This window comes from Microbacterium sp. PI-SA-G (assembly GCF_057215335.1).
The window spans coordinates 1,929,255-1,945,157 of record NZ_CM170103.1 but is presented as its reverse complement, the minus strand read 5'-3'; the positions used below and the strand labels follow the sequence as shown (position 1 = coordinate 1,945,157).

Here is a 15,903-nt window from a genome sequence, read left to right as displayed (position 1 = left end):
TTTCAGGATAGCTTCCAGGGGAAGAACACGGTGAAGATCAGGGCGGATGCCGCCAGGCACAGCACCACGAAGACGACGTCGCGTGCGCGGAACGGCACCAGATGCCGCTCGGTGCGTGAGGCGTGCGCGCCGAACGCGCGCGAATCCATCGCGAGGGCAACCCGCTCCGCGTGGCGGATGGCGCCGGCGAGCAGCGGCACGATGTAGCCCCAGCCGCGCGCGATGCGGGCGAAGGGCCCGCGGCCGCCGTGGTGACCGCGCACGCGATGCGCCGCGCGGATCACCGACAGCTCATGGCCGAAGCGCGGCACGAAGCGGAACGCCGCCAGCGCGGTGTAGCCGATCCGATACGGCACCCGCAGCTGCTGCACGCTCGCGCGCACGAGGTCGGGGCCGCTCGTGGTGAGTCCGCCGACGAGCGCGAGCGCCACGATCGCGCCGAGACGCAGAGCCGTGGCGAAGCCGATCTGCAGGGCGCCGGAGTAGAGCGTCCAGCCGCCGATCTGCAGCGCGGGGGCGGTCTGGTCGACGAGGGCGGCGTCGACCCAGAGCGAGAATCCGCCGCCGACCGCGGCCATCGCGAGGGGCACTGCCGCGAAGAGGATCAGCAGCATGCGCGGTGTCACCCGGGCGCCCAGCACGATCAGCGCGTATCCGAGCGCGAGGAACGCGGCGGGGGTGGCGAGGTCGCGCACGAAGATCAGCAGCACCATCGCCGGGGCGAGTCCTACGACCTTCGCCAGCGGGTTCAGTGCGTACAGGAACTGCCGGCGGGAGGTCGCGGCCATCGCCGCGTACGGGTCGAACACGGTCGCGCTCATGCGTCGGCCGTCCGTGCGTGGGCGGCGAGCACGTGCTGCAGCGCCGGCAGCCGGAGTCCCGCCTCTGTGAAGACACGCTCGTCCTGGAAGAGCTCGTCGGTGCGCCCGGCCGCATGCACGCGACCGTCGGCGAGCACGACCGTGTGCGTGGTGTGCTCGGCGACCAGTTGCAGGTCGTGCGTCACGATCACGATCGTCGTGCCCTCATCGCGCAGACCCCGCAGCAGGGCGAGGAGTTCGGATGCCCGGGCGCGATCCTGTCCGAAGGTCGGCTCGTCGAGCGCGAGCACCCTCGGAGCCGTGATCAGCGCCGTGCCGACCGAGAGGCGCCGCTTCTCGCCGCCCGAGAGCAGGAACGGATGCACCTGCGCCTTGTGCTCGAGCCCGAACCGACGCAGCATCTCCTCGACGCGGGCCGTGACCTCGGCATCCGTCATCCGCTCACCGGGTGCCGTGCCGCGTCTCCGGGCGCCCTGCGCCTGGCGCAGCGTCAGTCCGTGCGCGAGTTCGTCGAAGACCGTGTGCGCGATGAACTGGTGCTCGGGGTTCTGGAACACGAATCCGATGCGTTCGGCGAGCTCCCGCGGCGACGCGGTGGCCGGGTCGAGTCCGTCGACGTCGACCTGGCGCTTCGGCGGCGGCACCACGCCCGCGAGCGCCTGGATCAGCGTCGTCTTGCCCGCACCGTTCGCCCCGACGATCGCAGTCAGGCTGCCGCTCTCGATGTCGAGATCGATGCCGTGCAGAATGTCGGTGCGATGCCGGGTGACCGTGAGGCCCCGGGCGCGGATCAGGGGAGCCGCGTCCGCACGGGGCGCGGGCGTCGCCGGACGCGCCACGGTCACGGCATGCGGATGCTGCGCCAGAGCTTCGGCCAGCTCGCCAGGCGTCAGCGGCAGGGGCTCGAGACGGATGCCGTCGGCACGCAGCCGCAGCGCGGCGAGCGTCGCCGCCGGCAGCCACACCCCCATCGCGACCAGTTCGTCGGCGTGATCACGGATCACCTCGGCGGCGGGTCCGTCGAACGCGACCGTCCCGGCACGGTCGAGCACGATCGTGCGCGTGACGAAGCCCATCGCGGCGTCGAGGTTGTGCTCGACCAGGAGGATCGCGCGGTCACCCTCGGCGACGACGTCGGTGAGGGCGGCGTAGACGTCGTCGATGCCCCGCGGGTCGAGGTTCGCGGTGGGCTCGTCGAGCACGATCAGCGGTGACCCCATCGCCAGAGCACAGGCGATCGCCAACCGCTGCCGCCCGCCGCCCGAGAGTCGGTCGGGGTTCTCGTCGCGTCGCTCCCACAGGCCCACGCGGGTGAGCGCCTGCCCCACGCGGGTGCGCACGTCGGCGAGGGGGAGCAGCAGGTTCTCGGGTCCGAACGCGACCTCGTCGTACACGGTGCCGGTGACGATCTGCGCGTCGGGGTCCTGGAAGACCATCGCGACGTGGGTGCTGAGCGTCGCCGTCTGCGTTGTCGCGGTGTCGAGCCCGCCCGCCTCGACGGTTCCGGTCATGGTCGCCGGCAGCGCATGCGGGATGAGCCCGTTCAGCGCGAGGGTGAGCGTGGACTTGCCCGATCCCGAGGGGCCGAGCAGCAGCACGACCTCGCCCGGCGCGATGTCGAACGACACGTCTCCCGGCGAGGGGCGCGCCGCATCGGCGTGTGTGAGCGACAGGTCACGCACGCGGAGAAGAGGCGCGGATGAGCGCACGGCGGTCCCCGGGGTCGATGGAACGGACGCTTCTAACTTAGCTGAGCCTTACCTGTGTTGGCACGGTCGGGGTCCCGCGCTCGCTGAGGGGTCAGTACACGCCGCATCTCGAGCCCCGTCGCGACGCTATCTGACCCCTCACCAGGGGGAAGGGGGAATGGGGGAAGGGGGAAGGGGCGGGGGCGATCGAAACGCAGGATGCTGCTCAGCGACGCGCGACGCCGGCGCGACTGAGCGCGGAGCCGACGGCGAGCCCGAGCGCCGTCCACGCGACCGGACCGAACACCGAGATCACGAGGTACGCGATCTGCGCCCAGAGCGCGAACGTGCCCAGGTGTGCGGCGAAGAACACGGCGGCCGCGACGACCACGCCGATCACCAGCGCCGAGACGAAGAAGCGCCAGGCGCCCCACGCGCGGTACCGGGTGAGTGCGGCGATGCCCTCCTGGATCGCGCCGAACAGCAGCGCGGTGCCGATGAACCGCAGCGCCCAGGCCGGGTTGAACGCGCTGGCGACGAGCGCCGCGATCAGGTGGGTCACGATCGCGACCAGCGGGCGGCGCAGCACCTCCTGCGCGATGATTCCGGGCAGCACGTGCGAGCCCAGCAGCAGTCCGTACGCCCACGGTGCGGCGACGAGCACGACCGGCGTCAGCAGCCCCGCGATGCCCCCGATGATGCCGGTGGCGACGCCGATGGCCGCGCAGACGAGCAGCACGCGGGTCGGCAGGACGGGGGTTCGGGCCACCCTTCCAGCCTAGTTGCGCGGCTCAGGCCGGGGCGCGGCGGGCGCCGTGAGAAAGCCCGTTCGTCGCGCCGTCGATGCCGCTCGTCGCAGCATCCGCTCTTCGGGATGACGCGCGTGGGGCGCGCTTCCTACCGTGGGGAAACGCAATGATGCGCACACCGAGGAGAACCCCATGACCGCACCTTCGTCGCGCCGCCGCGGCGGCGCCGGAACCGCTGATGGACCCGACATCGTCACCGACCCGAAACTCCCCCCGGTCGCCCTGACCGACGAGCATCACGAGAAGGCGGACCGCTGGACCCTGCCGAAGATCCTGATCTGGTCGGCGATCGCACTGCTGGGTGCCGTCGCCTGGACGATGCTCGCCATCGTCCGCGGTGAGACCGTCAACGCGATCTGGTTCGTGTTCGCAGCCGTCTGCACGTACCTGATCGGGTACCGCTTCTACTCCAAGGTGATCGAGAAGTACATCACCCGCCCCGACGACCGCCGGGCCACCCCGGCCGAGGTCAAGCAGGACGGCAAGGACTACGTCCCCACCGACCGTCGCGTGCTGTACGGCCACCACTTCGCCGCCATCGCCGGCGCCGGCCCGCTCGTCGGCCCCGTGCTCGCCGCACAGATGGGCTACCTCCCCGGCACGATCTGGATCATCGTCGGCGTCGTGCTCGCCGGTGCGGTGCAGGACTACACGGTGCTGTTCTTCTCGATGCGCCGCGGCGGCCGCACGATCGGTCAGATGGCGCGGCAGGAACTCGGTCGCATCGGCGGCACCGCGGCGATCATCGCCTCGTTGCTGATCATGCTGATCATCGTCGCGATCCTCGCACTCGTCGTCGTCAACGCCCTCGGGGAGAGCCCGTGGGGCGTCTTCTCGGTCGCCATGACCATCCCGATCGCGATCTTCATGGGCATCTACCTGCGCTACCTGCGCCCGGGCAAGGTCACCGAGGTCTCGATCATCGGCTTCGTGCTGCTGATGGCCGCGATCGTCGGCGGCGGCTGGGTCGCCGGCACCGAGTGGGGGCAGGCGGTCTTCACGCTCGATCGCACCACGATCGCCTGGGGCATCATCATCTACGGCTTCATCGCCGCGGTGCTGCCGGTGTGGCTGCTGCTCGCCCCGCGCGACTACCTGTCGACGTTCATGAAGATCGGCGTGATCGTCATGCTCGCCGGCGCGATCATCCTCGTGCGCCCCGAGATCACCGTCCCCGCGGTCAGCGTCTTCGGTGAGAACGGCATGGGTCCGGTGTTCGCCGGTCCACTCTTCCCCTTCCTGTTCGTGACGATCGCGTGTGGAGCGCTGTCGGGGTTCCACGCGCTGATCGCCTCGGGCACCACCCCGAAGCTCATCGAGAAGGAGCGTCAGTCGCGCTTCATCGGCTACGGCGGCATGCTCATGGAGTCCTTCGTCGCGATCATGGCGCTGGTCGCCGCGATCTCGATCGACCAGGGCATCTACTTCGCCATGAACGCCCCCTCGGCCGCGACGGGAGGCACCGTCGAAGGCGCAGTCGCGTTCGTGAACTCGCTCGGGCTCACCGGGGTGAACCTCACGCCCGAGATGCTGACCGGCACGGCCCAGGCGGTCGGCGAGGAATCGATCGTCTCGCGCACCGGCGGCGCCCCGACGCTCGCGCTCGGACTGGCGAACATCATGCAGCAGGCCCTAGGCGGGCAGGCGATGATGGCGTTCTGGTACCACTTCGCGATCATGTTCGAGGCTCTGTTCATCCTCACCGCGGTGGATGCCGGAACCCGCGTCGCCCGCTTCATGCTGCAGGACTCGATCGGCGCCTGGTTCCCCAAGTTCCGCGACGTGTCGTGGCGTCCGGGTGTGTGGATCTGCACCGCGATCATGGTGGCCGGCTGGGGAGCGATCCTCATCCTCGGCGTGACCGACCCGCTCGGCGGCATCAACACCTTCTTCCCGCTGTTCGGCATCGCGAACCAGCTGCTCGCCGCGATCGCGCTCGCCGTGGTGATGGCCATCGTCGCCAAGCGCGGCAAGAGCTACATCAAGTGGCTGTGGATCATCGGGCTGCCGCTCGCTTTCACCGCGGTCGTGACGATCACGGCGTCGCTGTACAAGATCCTCTCGCCGGTCCCGGCGATCGGGTACTGGGCGAACCACTTCCGCTACGTCGAGGCGCGCGACTCCGGCGACACGTCGCTCGGCGCCCCCGAGGTGCTCGACGCCGTCATCCGCAACACGGCCGTGCAGGGGACGCTGTCGATCATCTTCGTCACCCTCGCCGTCATCGTGATGGTGGCCGCGGTCATCGTCACGGCCAAGGCCATCCGCAACGGAGGCGGGGAGAACACCGAGGACGCACCGGTCGCCTCGCGCCGCTTCGCCCCCGCGGGGTTCCTCCCCAACGCGACCGAGCGCGAGCTCGAGAAGCAGTGGGAGCCGATCCTGGCCGACGACCGCAAGGCATCGAGTCACTGAGATGGTCGTCACCACGACTCGGCCGGATGCCGCGACCACCCCGCTGCGAGCGCTCCTCGGCGCCGTGGTGCGGGTGGGCCGCGGCATCCGCTGGTACATGACGAACCTGATGGGCGACAGTGCCTACGCGACGTACGTCGCCCATCAGCATCGGCAGCATCCCGACGAGGAGCCGATGACCGAGCGGCAGTTCTGGCGTCAGCGCATGGACGACCAGGACCGCAACCCCGGAGCGCGCTGCTGCTGACTGTTCACAACTCAGCAGATTCTGCGGATTGTGCGGCGATTCCGCCCGTTTCGGAGCCGCAGCGCAAGGATCTGCTGAGTTGTGAACCGCAGTGCCCCGTGACATCCCCGTGCCTAGGCTGATCCCATGACCGACGTCGTTCTCGCTGCGATCTTCGGCGTGCTCGGCGGGGTCGTGCTCTCGGTGCTCCTGCTGCTCGCGCGGCGTCTCGCGCGCCGGGCGCCCGACCTCGGGAGCGACGCCGAGCAGGCGGCGCTCGCCGCCCTGCATCAGGCGAGTCTGGCGGCACCGCACCTGCGTGCGGGGCTGGCCGGCCCCGATGTCGTCAAGGCCGCCCGACATCTGCGCGTGCTCCTGGGCAGTGCGGCGGTCGCGATCGTGAGCGCCGATGACACGGTGTCGTTCGACGGCCCCTCCGACGGGCTGGAGTCCGCAGCGCTGCGCATCGCGACGCAGGTGCGGCGGTCCGGTCGGCGCCAGGTGTTCCCCGCGCCGCGGTCGGCCGATGATCTCGAGGCGGTCGGCGCTCCGATCGTGGTCGACGGCCGCGTCGTGGGCGTGGTGGTCGCGTTCGCCGCCCCCGTGCCGGCCGCTCTCGTGCGCGCCGCTGAAGAGGTCGCGGACTGGTGCGCCGCGCAGGTCGAGCTCGGCGGACTCGACGCCTCGCGCACGCAGCTGGCCGAGGCGGAGCTGCGGTCTCTGCGCGCGCAGATCTCTCCGCACTTCATCTACAACGCGCTCACGGCGATCGCCTCGTTCATCCTCACCGACCCGGCCCGCGCGCGGGAGCTCGTGCTCGAGTTCGCCGACTTCACGCGCTACTCGTTCCGCCGCCAGGGGGAGTTCACGACGCTGGCTGAGGAGCTCGGCAGCATTCACTCCTATCTCGAACTGGAGCACGCGCGCTTCGGCGACCGCCTGCGGGTCACGCTGCAGATCGCGCCCGAGACCCTCGCGACCGTCATCCCGTTCCTGTCGGTGCAGCCGCTGGTCGAGAACGCCGTGCGCCACGGACTCGAGCCCGGCGAAGGCGGGGGTGAGATCCGCATCGCCTCACGCGACGACGGCACCCACACCGAGATCACGGTCGAGGACGACGGCGTCGGCATGGACCCCGAGACCCTGCGGGCCACGCTGACCGCGGTCGACGACGGCCTGCACGTGGGGCTCCGCAACGTCGACACGCGGCTGCGCCAGCTCTACGGCGACGACGGCGGACTGATCGTCGAGACGAACACCGGCGCGGGTACCCTGGTGCGCATGCGCGTCCCGAAATCGCAGCCGCTGCACGACCCGGACGACGACTGATCATGGCAACCTTCGGCAGGCGGGTGCGCCCGTGATCGACGTGCTCGTCGCCGACGACGAGAAGCCGGCGCTCGACGAGCTCGTGCACCTGCTGCGCACCGACGCGCGCGTGGGCGAGATCCTCACTGCCACCTCCGGCGTCGAAGCCCTGCGACTGCTCTCGGAGCGCGCGGTGCGGATCGCGTTCCTCGACATCCACATGCCGGGCCTGCTCGGCACCGACCTCGCGCGGGCGCTGCTCACCCTCGCCGATCCGCCCGCCGTCGTGTTCGTGACCGCCGATGAGGCGCGCGCCGTCGAGGCCTTCGAGCTGCGCGCCGCGGACTATCTGCTCAAACCCGTGCGCGCCGAGCGGCTGCGGCGGGCCGTCGACCGGGTGGTCGAGTTGGCGGAGACCGCGGCCTCCGGCGACGACGAGATGCTGCCCGTGACCATCGGATCGACCGTGCGCTTCGTGCGCCGCAGCGAGGTGCGCTGGGTGCGCGCGCAGGGGGACTATGCGCGGTTGCACACCGGCGACGGCGTCGGGCATCTGGTGCGCGTGCCGATCTCGGAGCTCGAGGGGCGGTGGGCGGATGCCGGATTCCTGCGCATCCACCGCTCCGCGCTCGTGCGCACAGCCGCCGTGACCGCGGTGCGACTGTCGGGCGCCGAGCCGGTCGTGGTGATCGGCGAGACCGAGCTGGCCGTCAGCCGGCGCCTGGTGCCGGCGGTGCGCGAGGCGCTCGTGCGCGGCGAGGGCGTGGGATGACCGAGACGCCGAAGCGGGTGCGGGTCACGGCCGGTCTGCCCGCGCGGCGACCCGCGACATCGACCCGGGGGATCGCGCTGCCGGGTGCCCGCGTAGACGAGGCCGACGCGGTGTACGCCCGGGCGCTGATGCGCAGTCAGCTGCGGCTCGCGCTGGGTACCGTCGCCGGCTTCGTGCTCGTGGTGATCGCGCTGACCCTGGGGATCGCACTGATTCCCGCGCTCGACGAGCTCGTGGTGTGGGGACTGCCGCTGTCGTGGCTGCTGCAGGCCTACGCGTTCTACCCGATCATCGTCGTGTTCGCCGTGCTGTACGTGCGCACCGCCGACCGCAACGAGCGCCGATATCGGGCGCTGCGAGACCGCGAATGAACGCCGTGATGGATCTGATCGGCGTCGCGCTGGTCGTGATCGCGACGCTGCTGATCGGCGTCTACGGACTCCGGATCTCGCGCACCACCAGCGACTTCTTCGTGGCCTCCCGCACTGTGCGGCCGGTGTGGAACGCATCGGCGATCAGCGGTGAGTACCTGTCAGCCGGCACGTTCCTCGGGCTCTCCGGCCTCGTGCTGCTCGACGGCGCCCGCGGGTTCTGGTTCCCGATCGGCTATGCGGCGGGGTACCTGCTCGTGCTGGCGTTCGTCGCGGCACCCCTGCGGCGCAGCGGCGCCTACACGATCCCGGACTTCATGGAGGCCCGCCTGGCGTCGACCTCGGCCCGCCGGGTCACCAGCATCGCGGTGCTCATCATCGGGTGGCTGTACATCGTGCCGCAGCTGCACGGCGCCGGCATCACACTGCTCGTCGTCGCCGGAGTGCCGGAGTGGGTCGGCGCGGTGACCGTCGCGGTGCTCGTAGCCGTGGCGGTGGCGGCCGGCGGCATGCGGGCGATCACGTACGTGCAGGCGTTTCAGTACTGGCTCAAGCTCACCGCGCTGCTGGTGCCCGTGGTCTGCATCGCGTTCGCGTTGAGCGGCGGGCCGCACGAGTTCGATCCGGCGCTGGTGTTCCCCGCCGAGGCCGGGCCGTCGGGGTTCGACGCCTACGAGACCGCGTCACTCCTGCTCGCCCTGCTGCTGGGGACGATGGGGCTTCCGCATGTGCTCGTGCGGTTCTACACGAGCCCGACCGGGGTCGCGGCGCGACGGACCACGGTGATCGTGATCGCGATGGTGAGCGCGTTCTACGCGGTGTCGAGCACGATGGGCCTGCTCGCCCGCATCGCCGCACCCGACCTGGCCGTTCCCGGCATCGCCGACACCGTGGTGCTGCAGCTGCCGTCGCGCGTCTTCCCCGGGCTGATGGGCGAGCTGCTGACCGCGCTGATCGTCGCGGGGGCGTTCGCCGCGTTTCTGGCGACGTCGGCCGGACTCGTCGTGTCGCTCGCGGGAGTCATCAGCCAAGACGTCTTCTCGGGCTCGGTGCGCTCGTTCCGCCTGTCGGCCGTGCTGTGCGCGCTGGTGCCGCTCGGGGTCGCGCTGCTGACCGCGCCGGCCGGGCTCGGATCGAGCGTGGGCGTGGTGTTCGTGGTGGCGGCGTCGACCCTGTCGCCGGTGGTGCTGCTGGGCGTGTGGTGGCGGGGGCTGACCGCACGCGGGGCGGTCGCCGGGATGCTGTCGGGCGGACTCGCGGCCGGACTCGCGCTGCTCGTGCACGCGGCGGTCGGGGGAGTGGGCGTCGCCGCGCCATACCTCGCGCAGCCCGCCGCCTGGACGATCCCGCTCGCCGCGGGCGTCACCGTGGTCGTGTCACTGCTGGATCCGCGCGGGCCCTCGCCGCGGACCGACCGGTTTCTCGCGCGGGTGCATACGCCTGAGCGGGCGTGAGAGCGTCCTCCGCACTGCGGATCTCCTTCGCAGCGCTCGGGTCCCGGCGAGACGCACCCCTCAGAGCGCGCGACTGCGCGGCATGAGTCGCACAGGCGGCAGCGGAGGCGCCGGAATGCGCACATCATGCCCGGCGACCTCGCCGAATCGCGCGGATGCTGCTTCCCACTCCTCGCGCGCGGTCTCGATCTCGTCGTGCGACCGTCCGGCGAAGTTCCACCACATCACGATGTCGTCCTCGAACGGCTCGCCGCCGAGCAGGAAGAGCAGAGCGCCCGCGCTCGTCGACACCTCGAGCGTGTCGCGGGAGTCGCCGAGGTAGAGAAGTCCGTTGCGCCCGAGCGGATGCTCCGCGATCGTGACGTCGCCCTCGACCAGCATGAGCGCATGCTCCCAGTCGGATCGCAGCGGCAGTCGCACGGTGCTCCCCGCGGCGAGCACGATCTCGGCACCGATGATCGGCGTGTGCGCCGTGGCGGGGGACCGCACGCCCGCGAACTCTCCGAGCACGACGGTGGCCGCGGCATCCGGTCCTTGCACGGCCGTGAGCGTGAGCCCGGGCAGTGTCGTATGGCGTTCGAACCCGGCAGCGCCGTGACGGGCGGACTCGGGCAGCACCACCCAGAACTGCAGGGCGTCGAGCGGGACCGCACCCTCGCCGACGGAGTACTCGGAGTGCGAGATGCCGTTGCCCGCGGTCATCAGGTTCAGCTGGCCGCGGCGCAGGTCGGCGTCGCTGCCGAGGGAGTCGCGGTGCCGGATCTCGCCCACCAGCGGCCACGTCAACCGTCTGGAGTCCGATGTGGGGGTGCGGCTCGACGCGCATGCGCGTCTCGGCCGGCCCGAACCGGTCGAGGAAGCACCACGCGCCGATCGTGGGGAGGTTGCGATGCGGCAGAGCGCGCAGCACGGACATGCCGCGCACGCCGCCGAGCGGAACTTCGCGCGGTTCGATCAGGAGGCGTCGCTCGCCGATCATTCGGGGTCGGCAACGGTCGTGGCCGGCCGCTGAGGCCAGCGGATCTCGGCGCCCTCGATCTCATGCGTCTCGAGGTACTTGGCGATGTAGGGGCACAGCGGCACGATCGCGTCGCCGGATGCCGCGGCGTCGGCCAGAGCGAAAGCGGCGAGTCTGCTCGCCAGCCCCTGGCCCTGGAAGGCCGGATCGATCTCGGTGTGGATGAAGCGGATCGCGCCGGGGCGGATCTGGAACTCCGCGAAGCCGGCGAGCACGTCGTCGGAGCGGATCTCGTATCGCGAGGTCTCGTCGTTGCGAAGGACGGTGGTGTCGGTCATCGGGTGCCCCTTCGTGGTCTTCGCCTAACCTACGCCCGCCCGCCGACATCGGGGCCTGTGCACACGCCTGCGACCGACGTCGGCGGGGGTCGTTACGCTGGAGGGATGCCGCAGACTCCCCGTGACCCGTACGCGGATCTGCCGTACGCCGACGAGCCGTGGGACGAGGGCGGCTGGGAGCCGTCCGAGCCGCCGGAGCCGATGGACTGGGAGCCGCAGGGCGCCGGGTTCGAGCCCCCGCTCGACTGGGGCCCCGGGCCGACGACGCCCGTCACCGCGGCATCCGCTCGTCCGGCATCCACTCCGGCGGTCCGCCGCGCCACGCCCAGCAGGTATCCGACCGCGGGCGAGGCGCTGCACACGGTCTTCGGGTACGACGAGTTCCGCGGCGACCAGGCCGAGATCGTCGACCAGGTGATCGCGGGCGGCGATGCCGTCGTGCTGATGCCGACGGGCGCCGGCAAGAGCATCACGTACCAGGTGCCCGCGCTCGTGCGCGAGGGCACAGGGCTCGTCATCAGCCCGCTGATCGCGCTCATGCACGACCAGGTCGACGCCCTGCGGGCCAACGGCGTGAGTGCCGCGTACCTCAACTCGACCCAGTCGATCGATGAGCGGCGCGAGGTCGAGCGGGCGTACGTCGCCGGCGAGCTCGATCTCATCTACGTCGCGCCCGAGCGGCTGTCGAGCGCGCAGACCACGGCGCTGCTGCAGCGCGGAACCCTCAGCGTGATCGCGATCGACGAGGCGCACTGCGTGTCGCAGTGGGGCCATGACTTCCGGCCCGACTACCTCGCGCTCGGCGACCTGGGCGAGCGGTTCCCCGGTGTGCCGCGCATGGCGCTGACCGCCACCGCCACACGGGCGACGCATCAGGAACTCACCGAACGCCTGCGGCTCGACACCGCGAAGCACTTCGTCGCGAGCTTCGATCGCCCCAACATCCAGTACCGGATCGTGCCGAAGGTCGATCCGCGCAAGCAGCTCGTCGCCTTCATCCGCTCGCAGGAAGAGGGCGCGGCCGGCATCGTCTACGCGCTCAGCCGCAAGTCGGTCGAGCAGACGGCGACCTATCTCTCGGCACAGGGACTCAACGCGCTGCCGTACCACGCGGGGCTTTCGGCCGAGGTGCGCTCGAAGAACCAGTCGCGCTTCCTGCGTGAAGACGGCGTGGTCGTGGTCGCCACGATCGCCTTCGGCATGGGCATCGACAAGCCCGACGTGCGATTCGTCGCGCACATCGACCTGCCCAAGTCGGTCGAGGGCTACTACCAGGAGACAGGCCGCGCCGGCCGCGACGGTCAGCCCGCGGTCGGATGGATGGCGTACGGGCTCGGCGACGTCGTGCAGCAGCGGCGACTCATCGACCAGAGCCCCGGCGACCGCACCTTCAAGATGCGCATGGGCCAGCACCTCGACGCGATGCTCGCCCTGTGCGAGACCGTCGAGTGCCGGCGGCAGAACCTGCTCGGATACTTCGGTCAGGAGTCGCAGCCGTGCGGAAACTGCGACACCTGCCTCGAAGACACCGAGACGTTCGACGGGCTCGTTCCCGCGCAGAAGCTGCTGTCGACGATCGTGCGCCTCAAGCGCGAGCGCAATCAGTCGTTCGGCGCCGGGCACCTGATCGACATCCTGCGCGGAGCCTCGACCGAGCGCATCCGCCAGCAGGGCCACGACAAGCTCGCCACCTACGGCATCGGCGCCGACCTGTCGGACCAGGACTGGCGGAGCGTGGTGCGACAGCTGCTCGCCCGCGGCATCCTGCTCGCCCAGGGCGACTACGGCACCCTCGCGCCCGGTGAGGTCGCGGCGGGAGTGCTGCGCGGCGAGACCGCGGTGCCGCTGCGCAAAGACACGATCGGACGCGCGACCACCACGCGATCGCGCAAGACCTCGGCGGCGGCGGATGCTGTCGGCGACGGCGATCGCGCACTCTTCGACGCGCTGCGTGCCTGGCGTGCCGAGACCGCGCGCGAGCAGGGGGTTCCGGCGTACATCGTGTTCGGCGACGCGACGCTGCGCGCCCTCGCCGAACACCGGCCCGCATCGCTCGGCGACCTCGACGGCATCACCGGCATCGGGGCGAAGAAGCTGCAGGCCTACGGCGAGTCCGTGCTCGCGGTCGTCGCGGCGAACTGACCGTCGCGCGCGCGTTTGTGAGGGGTCGCATCTGGCCGCTTCGCGCGCGCTGATGCGTCCGTTCGCGTCCCTTGGTGGGGGAGGGTGGATGCTGCGCGCTGGGGAGGGGTCGCATCTGGCCGCTTCGCGCGCGCTGATGCGTCCGTTCGCGTCCCCTGGTGGGCGGGGGTGGATGCTGCGCCCTGGGGAGGGGTCGCATCTGGCCGCTTCGCGCGCGCTGATGCGGCCGTTCGCGTCCCCTGGTGGGTGGGGGTGGATAGCCCGCCCCACCCCACCTGTCGCCTGCGCACAACACGGCAGCCCCGTGTCCCGACCCCGCGTTGGAGGATCAACACAGGTGACTTCGCCAGGGTTTGTCGCAGACCTACCATGTGAGCATCCCCTACTTCTCTTCGAGAGGAATGCTCATGGTCGACGCCGCCGTCCGATCCTCGACGACACCCGCCGAGTCGAAGCCCGCTTCGCACACTCCCCACATCGACGTCTCAGAGGTCAACGACCTGCTGATGGGCACGTGGGGTGACACCCGCCGCAAGGCGCGCGAGATGATCAAGGACTCCGCGTTCTGGCGCAAGGACGAGCTCGGTAAGGACGAGCACCGCGAGCGCGTGCTGAGCCAGCTGCACCTGCTGGTCGAGAACAAGGCCGTGCACCGCGCATTCCCGAAGTCCCTCGGCGGCGAGGACGACAACGGCGGCAACATCGCCGGCTTCGAGGAGCTCGTCGTCGCCGACCCCAGCCTGCAGATCAAGTCGGGCGTGCAGTGGGGCCTCTTTGGCTCGGCGATCCTGCAGCTGGGCACGAAGGAGCACCACGAGAAGTGGCTGCCGGGCGTCATGGACCTCACGATCCCCGGAGCCTTCGCGATGACCGAGATCGGCCACGGATCCGACGTCGCCGCGGTCGGCACCACCGCCACGTATGACGCGGCGACCCAGGAGTTCGTCATCCACACGCCGTTCCGCGGCGCGACGAAGGAGTATCTCGGCAACGCCGCCCTGCACGGGGTGGCGGCGACCGTCTTCGCGCAGCTGATCACGAACGGCGTGAACCACGGCGTGCACTGCTTCTATGTGCCGCTGCGCGGCGACGACGGCGTCGATCTGCCGGGCATCGGCCGCGAGGACGACGGCCTCAAGGGCGGACTCAACGGCATCGACAACGGTCGCCTGTCGTTCGACCAGGTGCGCATCCCGCGCACGAACCTGCTCAACCGCTACGGCGACGTCGCCGCGGACGGCAGTTACACGAGCGAGATCGACAGCCCCGGACGCCGCTTCTTCACCATGCTCGGCACCCTGGTGCAGGGTCGCGTCTCGCTCGACGGCGCGGCATCCTGGGCCTCGGCGCTCGGCCTGCAGATCGCGATCACCTATGCGACCCAGCGCCGCCAGTTCGACGGCGTCGACGGGCACGAGGTGGTGCTTCTCGACTACGGCAAGCACCAGCGCCGACTGCTGCCGCGCCTGGCCACGACGTTCGCGCACATCTTCGCGCACGACGAGTTCCTGCAGAAGTTCGACGGCGTCTTCTCGGGTCGCATCGACACTCCCGCCGACCGCGAAGACCTCGAGACCCTCGCCGCAGCGCTCAAGCCGCTGTCGACGTGGCACGCGCTCGACACGCTGCAGGAGGCCCGCGAGGCCTGCGGCGGCGCCGGATTCATGTTCGAGAACCGCCTCGTCGGACTCCGTGCCGACCTCGACATCTACGCCACCTTCGAGGGCGACAACAACGTGCTGCTGCAGCTGGTCGGCAAGCGTCTGCTCACCGACTACGCCCGGCAGTTCACCGGCAAGGATGCCGCGGCGCTGGCGAAGTTCGCGGTCGGGATGACGGCGGGCAAGGTGTTCCACGGTGCCGGACTCCGTCAGCTCGGTCAGGCGTTCGCCGACCTGGGCCAGGTCTCGCGCTCGGTCGAGAACGGGCTTCGCGAAGAGCAGCAGCACGCGCTGCTGGCCGGTCGCGTGCAGCAGATGGTCGCCGACATCGCCGGTCGGCTGCGTCCGGGTGCGAAGGACAAGGCTCTCGGCTCGCGCCTGTTCAACGAGAACCAGGCCGAACTCATCGAGGCCGCCAGGGCGCACGGCGAACTGCTGCTGTGGGAGGCGTTCACCGACGCGGTGCACACCATCGAGGATGCCGACACGAAGCAAGTGCTGACCTGGCTGCGTGACCTGTTCGGCCTGCAGTTGATCGAGAAGCACCTGGCCTGGCACCTGATCCACGGCCGTCTGTCGACGCAGCGCGCGGCGGCGGTGTCGAGCTACATCGACCGGCTCTGCGCCCGGCTGCGTCCGCACGCGCTCGACCTGGTCGAGTCGTTCGGGTACGAGCCCGAGCACGTGCGTGCGCCGATCGCCTCGGGCATCGAGCAGGAGCGTCAGGACGAGGCCCGGGCGTATTACGCCGCGCTGGCGGCATCCGGCGACGCCCCGATCCAGGAGAAGGCGCTCAAGGCGAAGAAGCGCTGACGCCGCGCGTTCACAACTCAGCAGATCCTGCCCCGAACGGCTCCGTTCGGGGCAGGATCGCGTCTGCGGCGGACGTTCTTGCTGAGCTGTGTACGCACGACCGTTCGCACAACCCCCGTGCCCGGTC

Annotated in this window: 12 protein-coding genes and 1 pseudogene; 8 read left to right on the top strand and 5 right to left on the bottom strand. The window is 70.6% G+C overall.

The window, feature by feature from the left end:
* Positions 1–2 precede the first annotated feature (2 nt).
* From AC2D10_RS09460 to AC2D10_RS09450, 3 genes are all read right to left on the bottom strand, one after another.
* Positions 3–821 carry an energy-coupling factor transporter transmembrane component T gene (locus tag AC2D10_RS09460; protein WP_484707347.1) on the bottom strand — a complete coding sequence of 273 codons (819 nt, stop codon included), beginning with the start codon at positions 819–821 and terminating at the stop codon, positions 3–5.
* Positions 818–2,530, bottom strand: a complete 1,713-nt coding sequence (locus tag AC2D10_RS09455; RefSeq protein ID WP_484707345.1) for an ABC transporter ATP-binding protein — start codon at positions 2,528–2,530, stop codon at positions 818–820. The genes AC2D10_RS09460 and AC2D10_RS09455 overlap by 4 nt, the downstream gene beginning before the upstream one ends.
* 205 nt (positions 2,531–2,735) lie before the next feature.
* On the bottom strand, positions 2,736–3,278 hold the full coding sequence (locus AC2D10_RS09450) for an ECF transporter S component (RefSeq protein WP_484707343.1): 543 nt from the start codon (positions 3,276–3,278) through the stop codon (positions 2,736–2,738).
* Between the two features lie 172 nt (positions 3,279–3,450).
* Here AC2D10_RS09450 and AC2D10_RS09445 point away from each other — a divergent pair, with 172 nt between their 5' ends.
* The 6 genes from AC2D10_RS09445 (at position 3,451) to AC2D10_RS09420 (ending at position 9,864) form a co-directional block, all read left to right on the top strand.
* Positions 3,451–5,733 (top strand): carbon starvation CstA family protein, encoded by a 2,283-nt coding sequence (locus tag AC2D10_RS09445; protein ID WP_484707341.1) that lies wholly within the window; start codon positions 3,451–3,453, stop codon positions 5,731–5,733.
* Between the two features lies 1 nt (position 5,734).
* Positions 5,735–5,980, top strand: a complete 246-nt coding sequence (locus AC2D10_RS09440; RefSeq protein WP_484707339.1) for a YbdD/YjiX family protein — start codon at positions 5,735–5,737, stop codon at positions 5,978–5,980.
* 126 nt (positions 5,981–6,106) lie between these two features.
* On the top strand, positions 6,107–7,288 hold the full coding sequence (locus AC2D10_RS09435; protein WP_484707337.1) for a sensor histidine kinase: 1,182 nt from the start codon (positions 6,107–6,109) through the stop codon (positions 7,286–7,288).
* Positions 7,289–7,319: 31 nt separating this feature from the next.
* Positions 7,320–8,039: a LytR/AlgR family response regulator transcription factor gene (locus tag AC2D10_RS09430; protein ID WP_484707335.1), complete on the top strand. Its 720-nt coding sequence runs from the start codon at positions 7,320–7,322 to the stop codon at positions 8,037–8,039.
* Complete coding sequence (locus AC2D10_RS09425; protein ID WP_484707333.1) at positions 8,036–8,410, top strand: DUF4212 domain-containing protein; 375 nt, start codon at positions 8,036–8,038, stop codon at positions 8,408–8,410. The genes AC2D10_RS09430 and AC2D10_RS09425 overlap by 4 nt, the downstream gene beginning before the upstream one ends.
* Positions 8,407–9,864, top strand: coding sequence for a sodium/solute symporter (locus AC2D10_RS09420; RefSeq protein ID WP_484707331.1), 1,458 nt, complete (start codon positions 8,407–8,409; stop codon positions 9,862–9,864). The genes AC2D10_RS09425 and AC2D10_RS09420 overlap by 4 nt, the downstream gene beginning before the upstream one ends.
* Positions 9,865–9,924: 60 nt before the next feature.
* On the opposite strand, the pseudogene AC2D10_RS09415 reads toward AC2D10_RS09420, so the two are convergent.
* Positions 9,925–10,843 (bottom strand): annotated as a pseudogene (locus AC2D10_RS09415) (pirin family protein).
* Positions 10,840–11,160: a GNAT family N-acetyltransferase gene (locus AC2D10_RS09410; RefSeq protein ID WP_484707329.1), complete on the bottom strand. Its 321-nt coding sequence runs from the start codon at positions 11,158–11,160 to the stop codon at positions 10,840–10,842. Before AC2D10_RS09410 ends, AC2D10_RS09415 begins: the two are co-directional and overlap by 4 nt.
* A 105-nt stretch (positions 11,161–11,265) precedes the next feature.
* Between AC2D10_RS09410 and recQ the strand changes: the two genes are divergently transcribed.
* Positions 11,266–13,302: a DNA helicase RecQ gene (recQ, locus tag AC2D10_RS09405; RefSeq protein ID WP_484707327.1), complete on the top strand. Its 2,037-nt coding sequence runs from the start codon at positions 11,266–11,268 to the stop codon at positions 13,300–13,302.
* Between the two features lie 407 nt (positions 13,303–13,709).
* Positions 13,710–15,776, top strand: a complete 2,067-nt coding sequence (locus AC2D10_RS09400) for an acyl-CoA dehydrogenase family protein (RefSeq protein WP_484707325.1) — start codon at positions 13,710–13,712, stop codon at positions 15,774–15,776.
* Positions 15,777–15,903 lie beyond the last annotated feature (127 nt).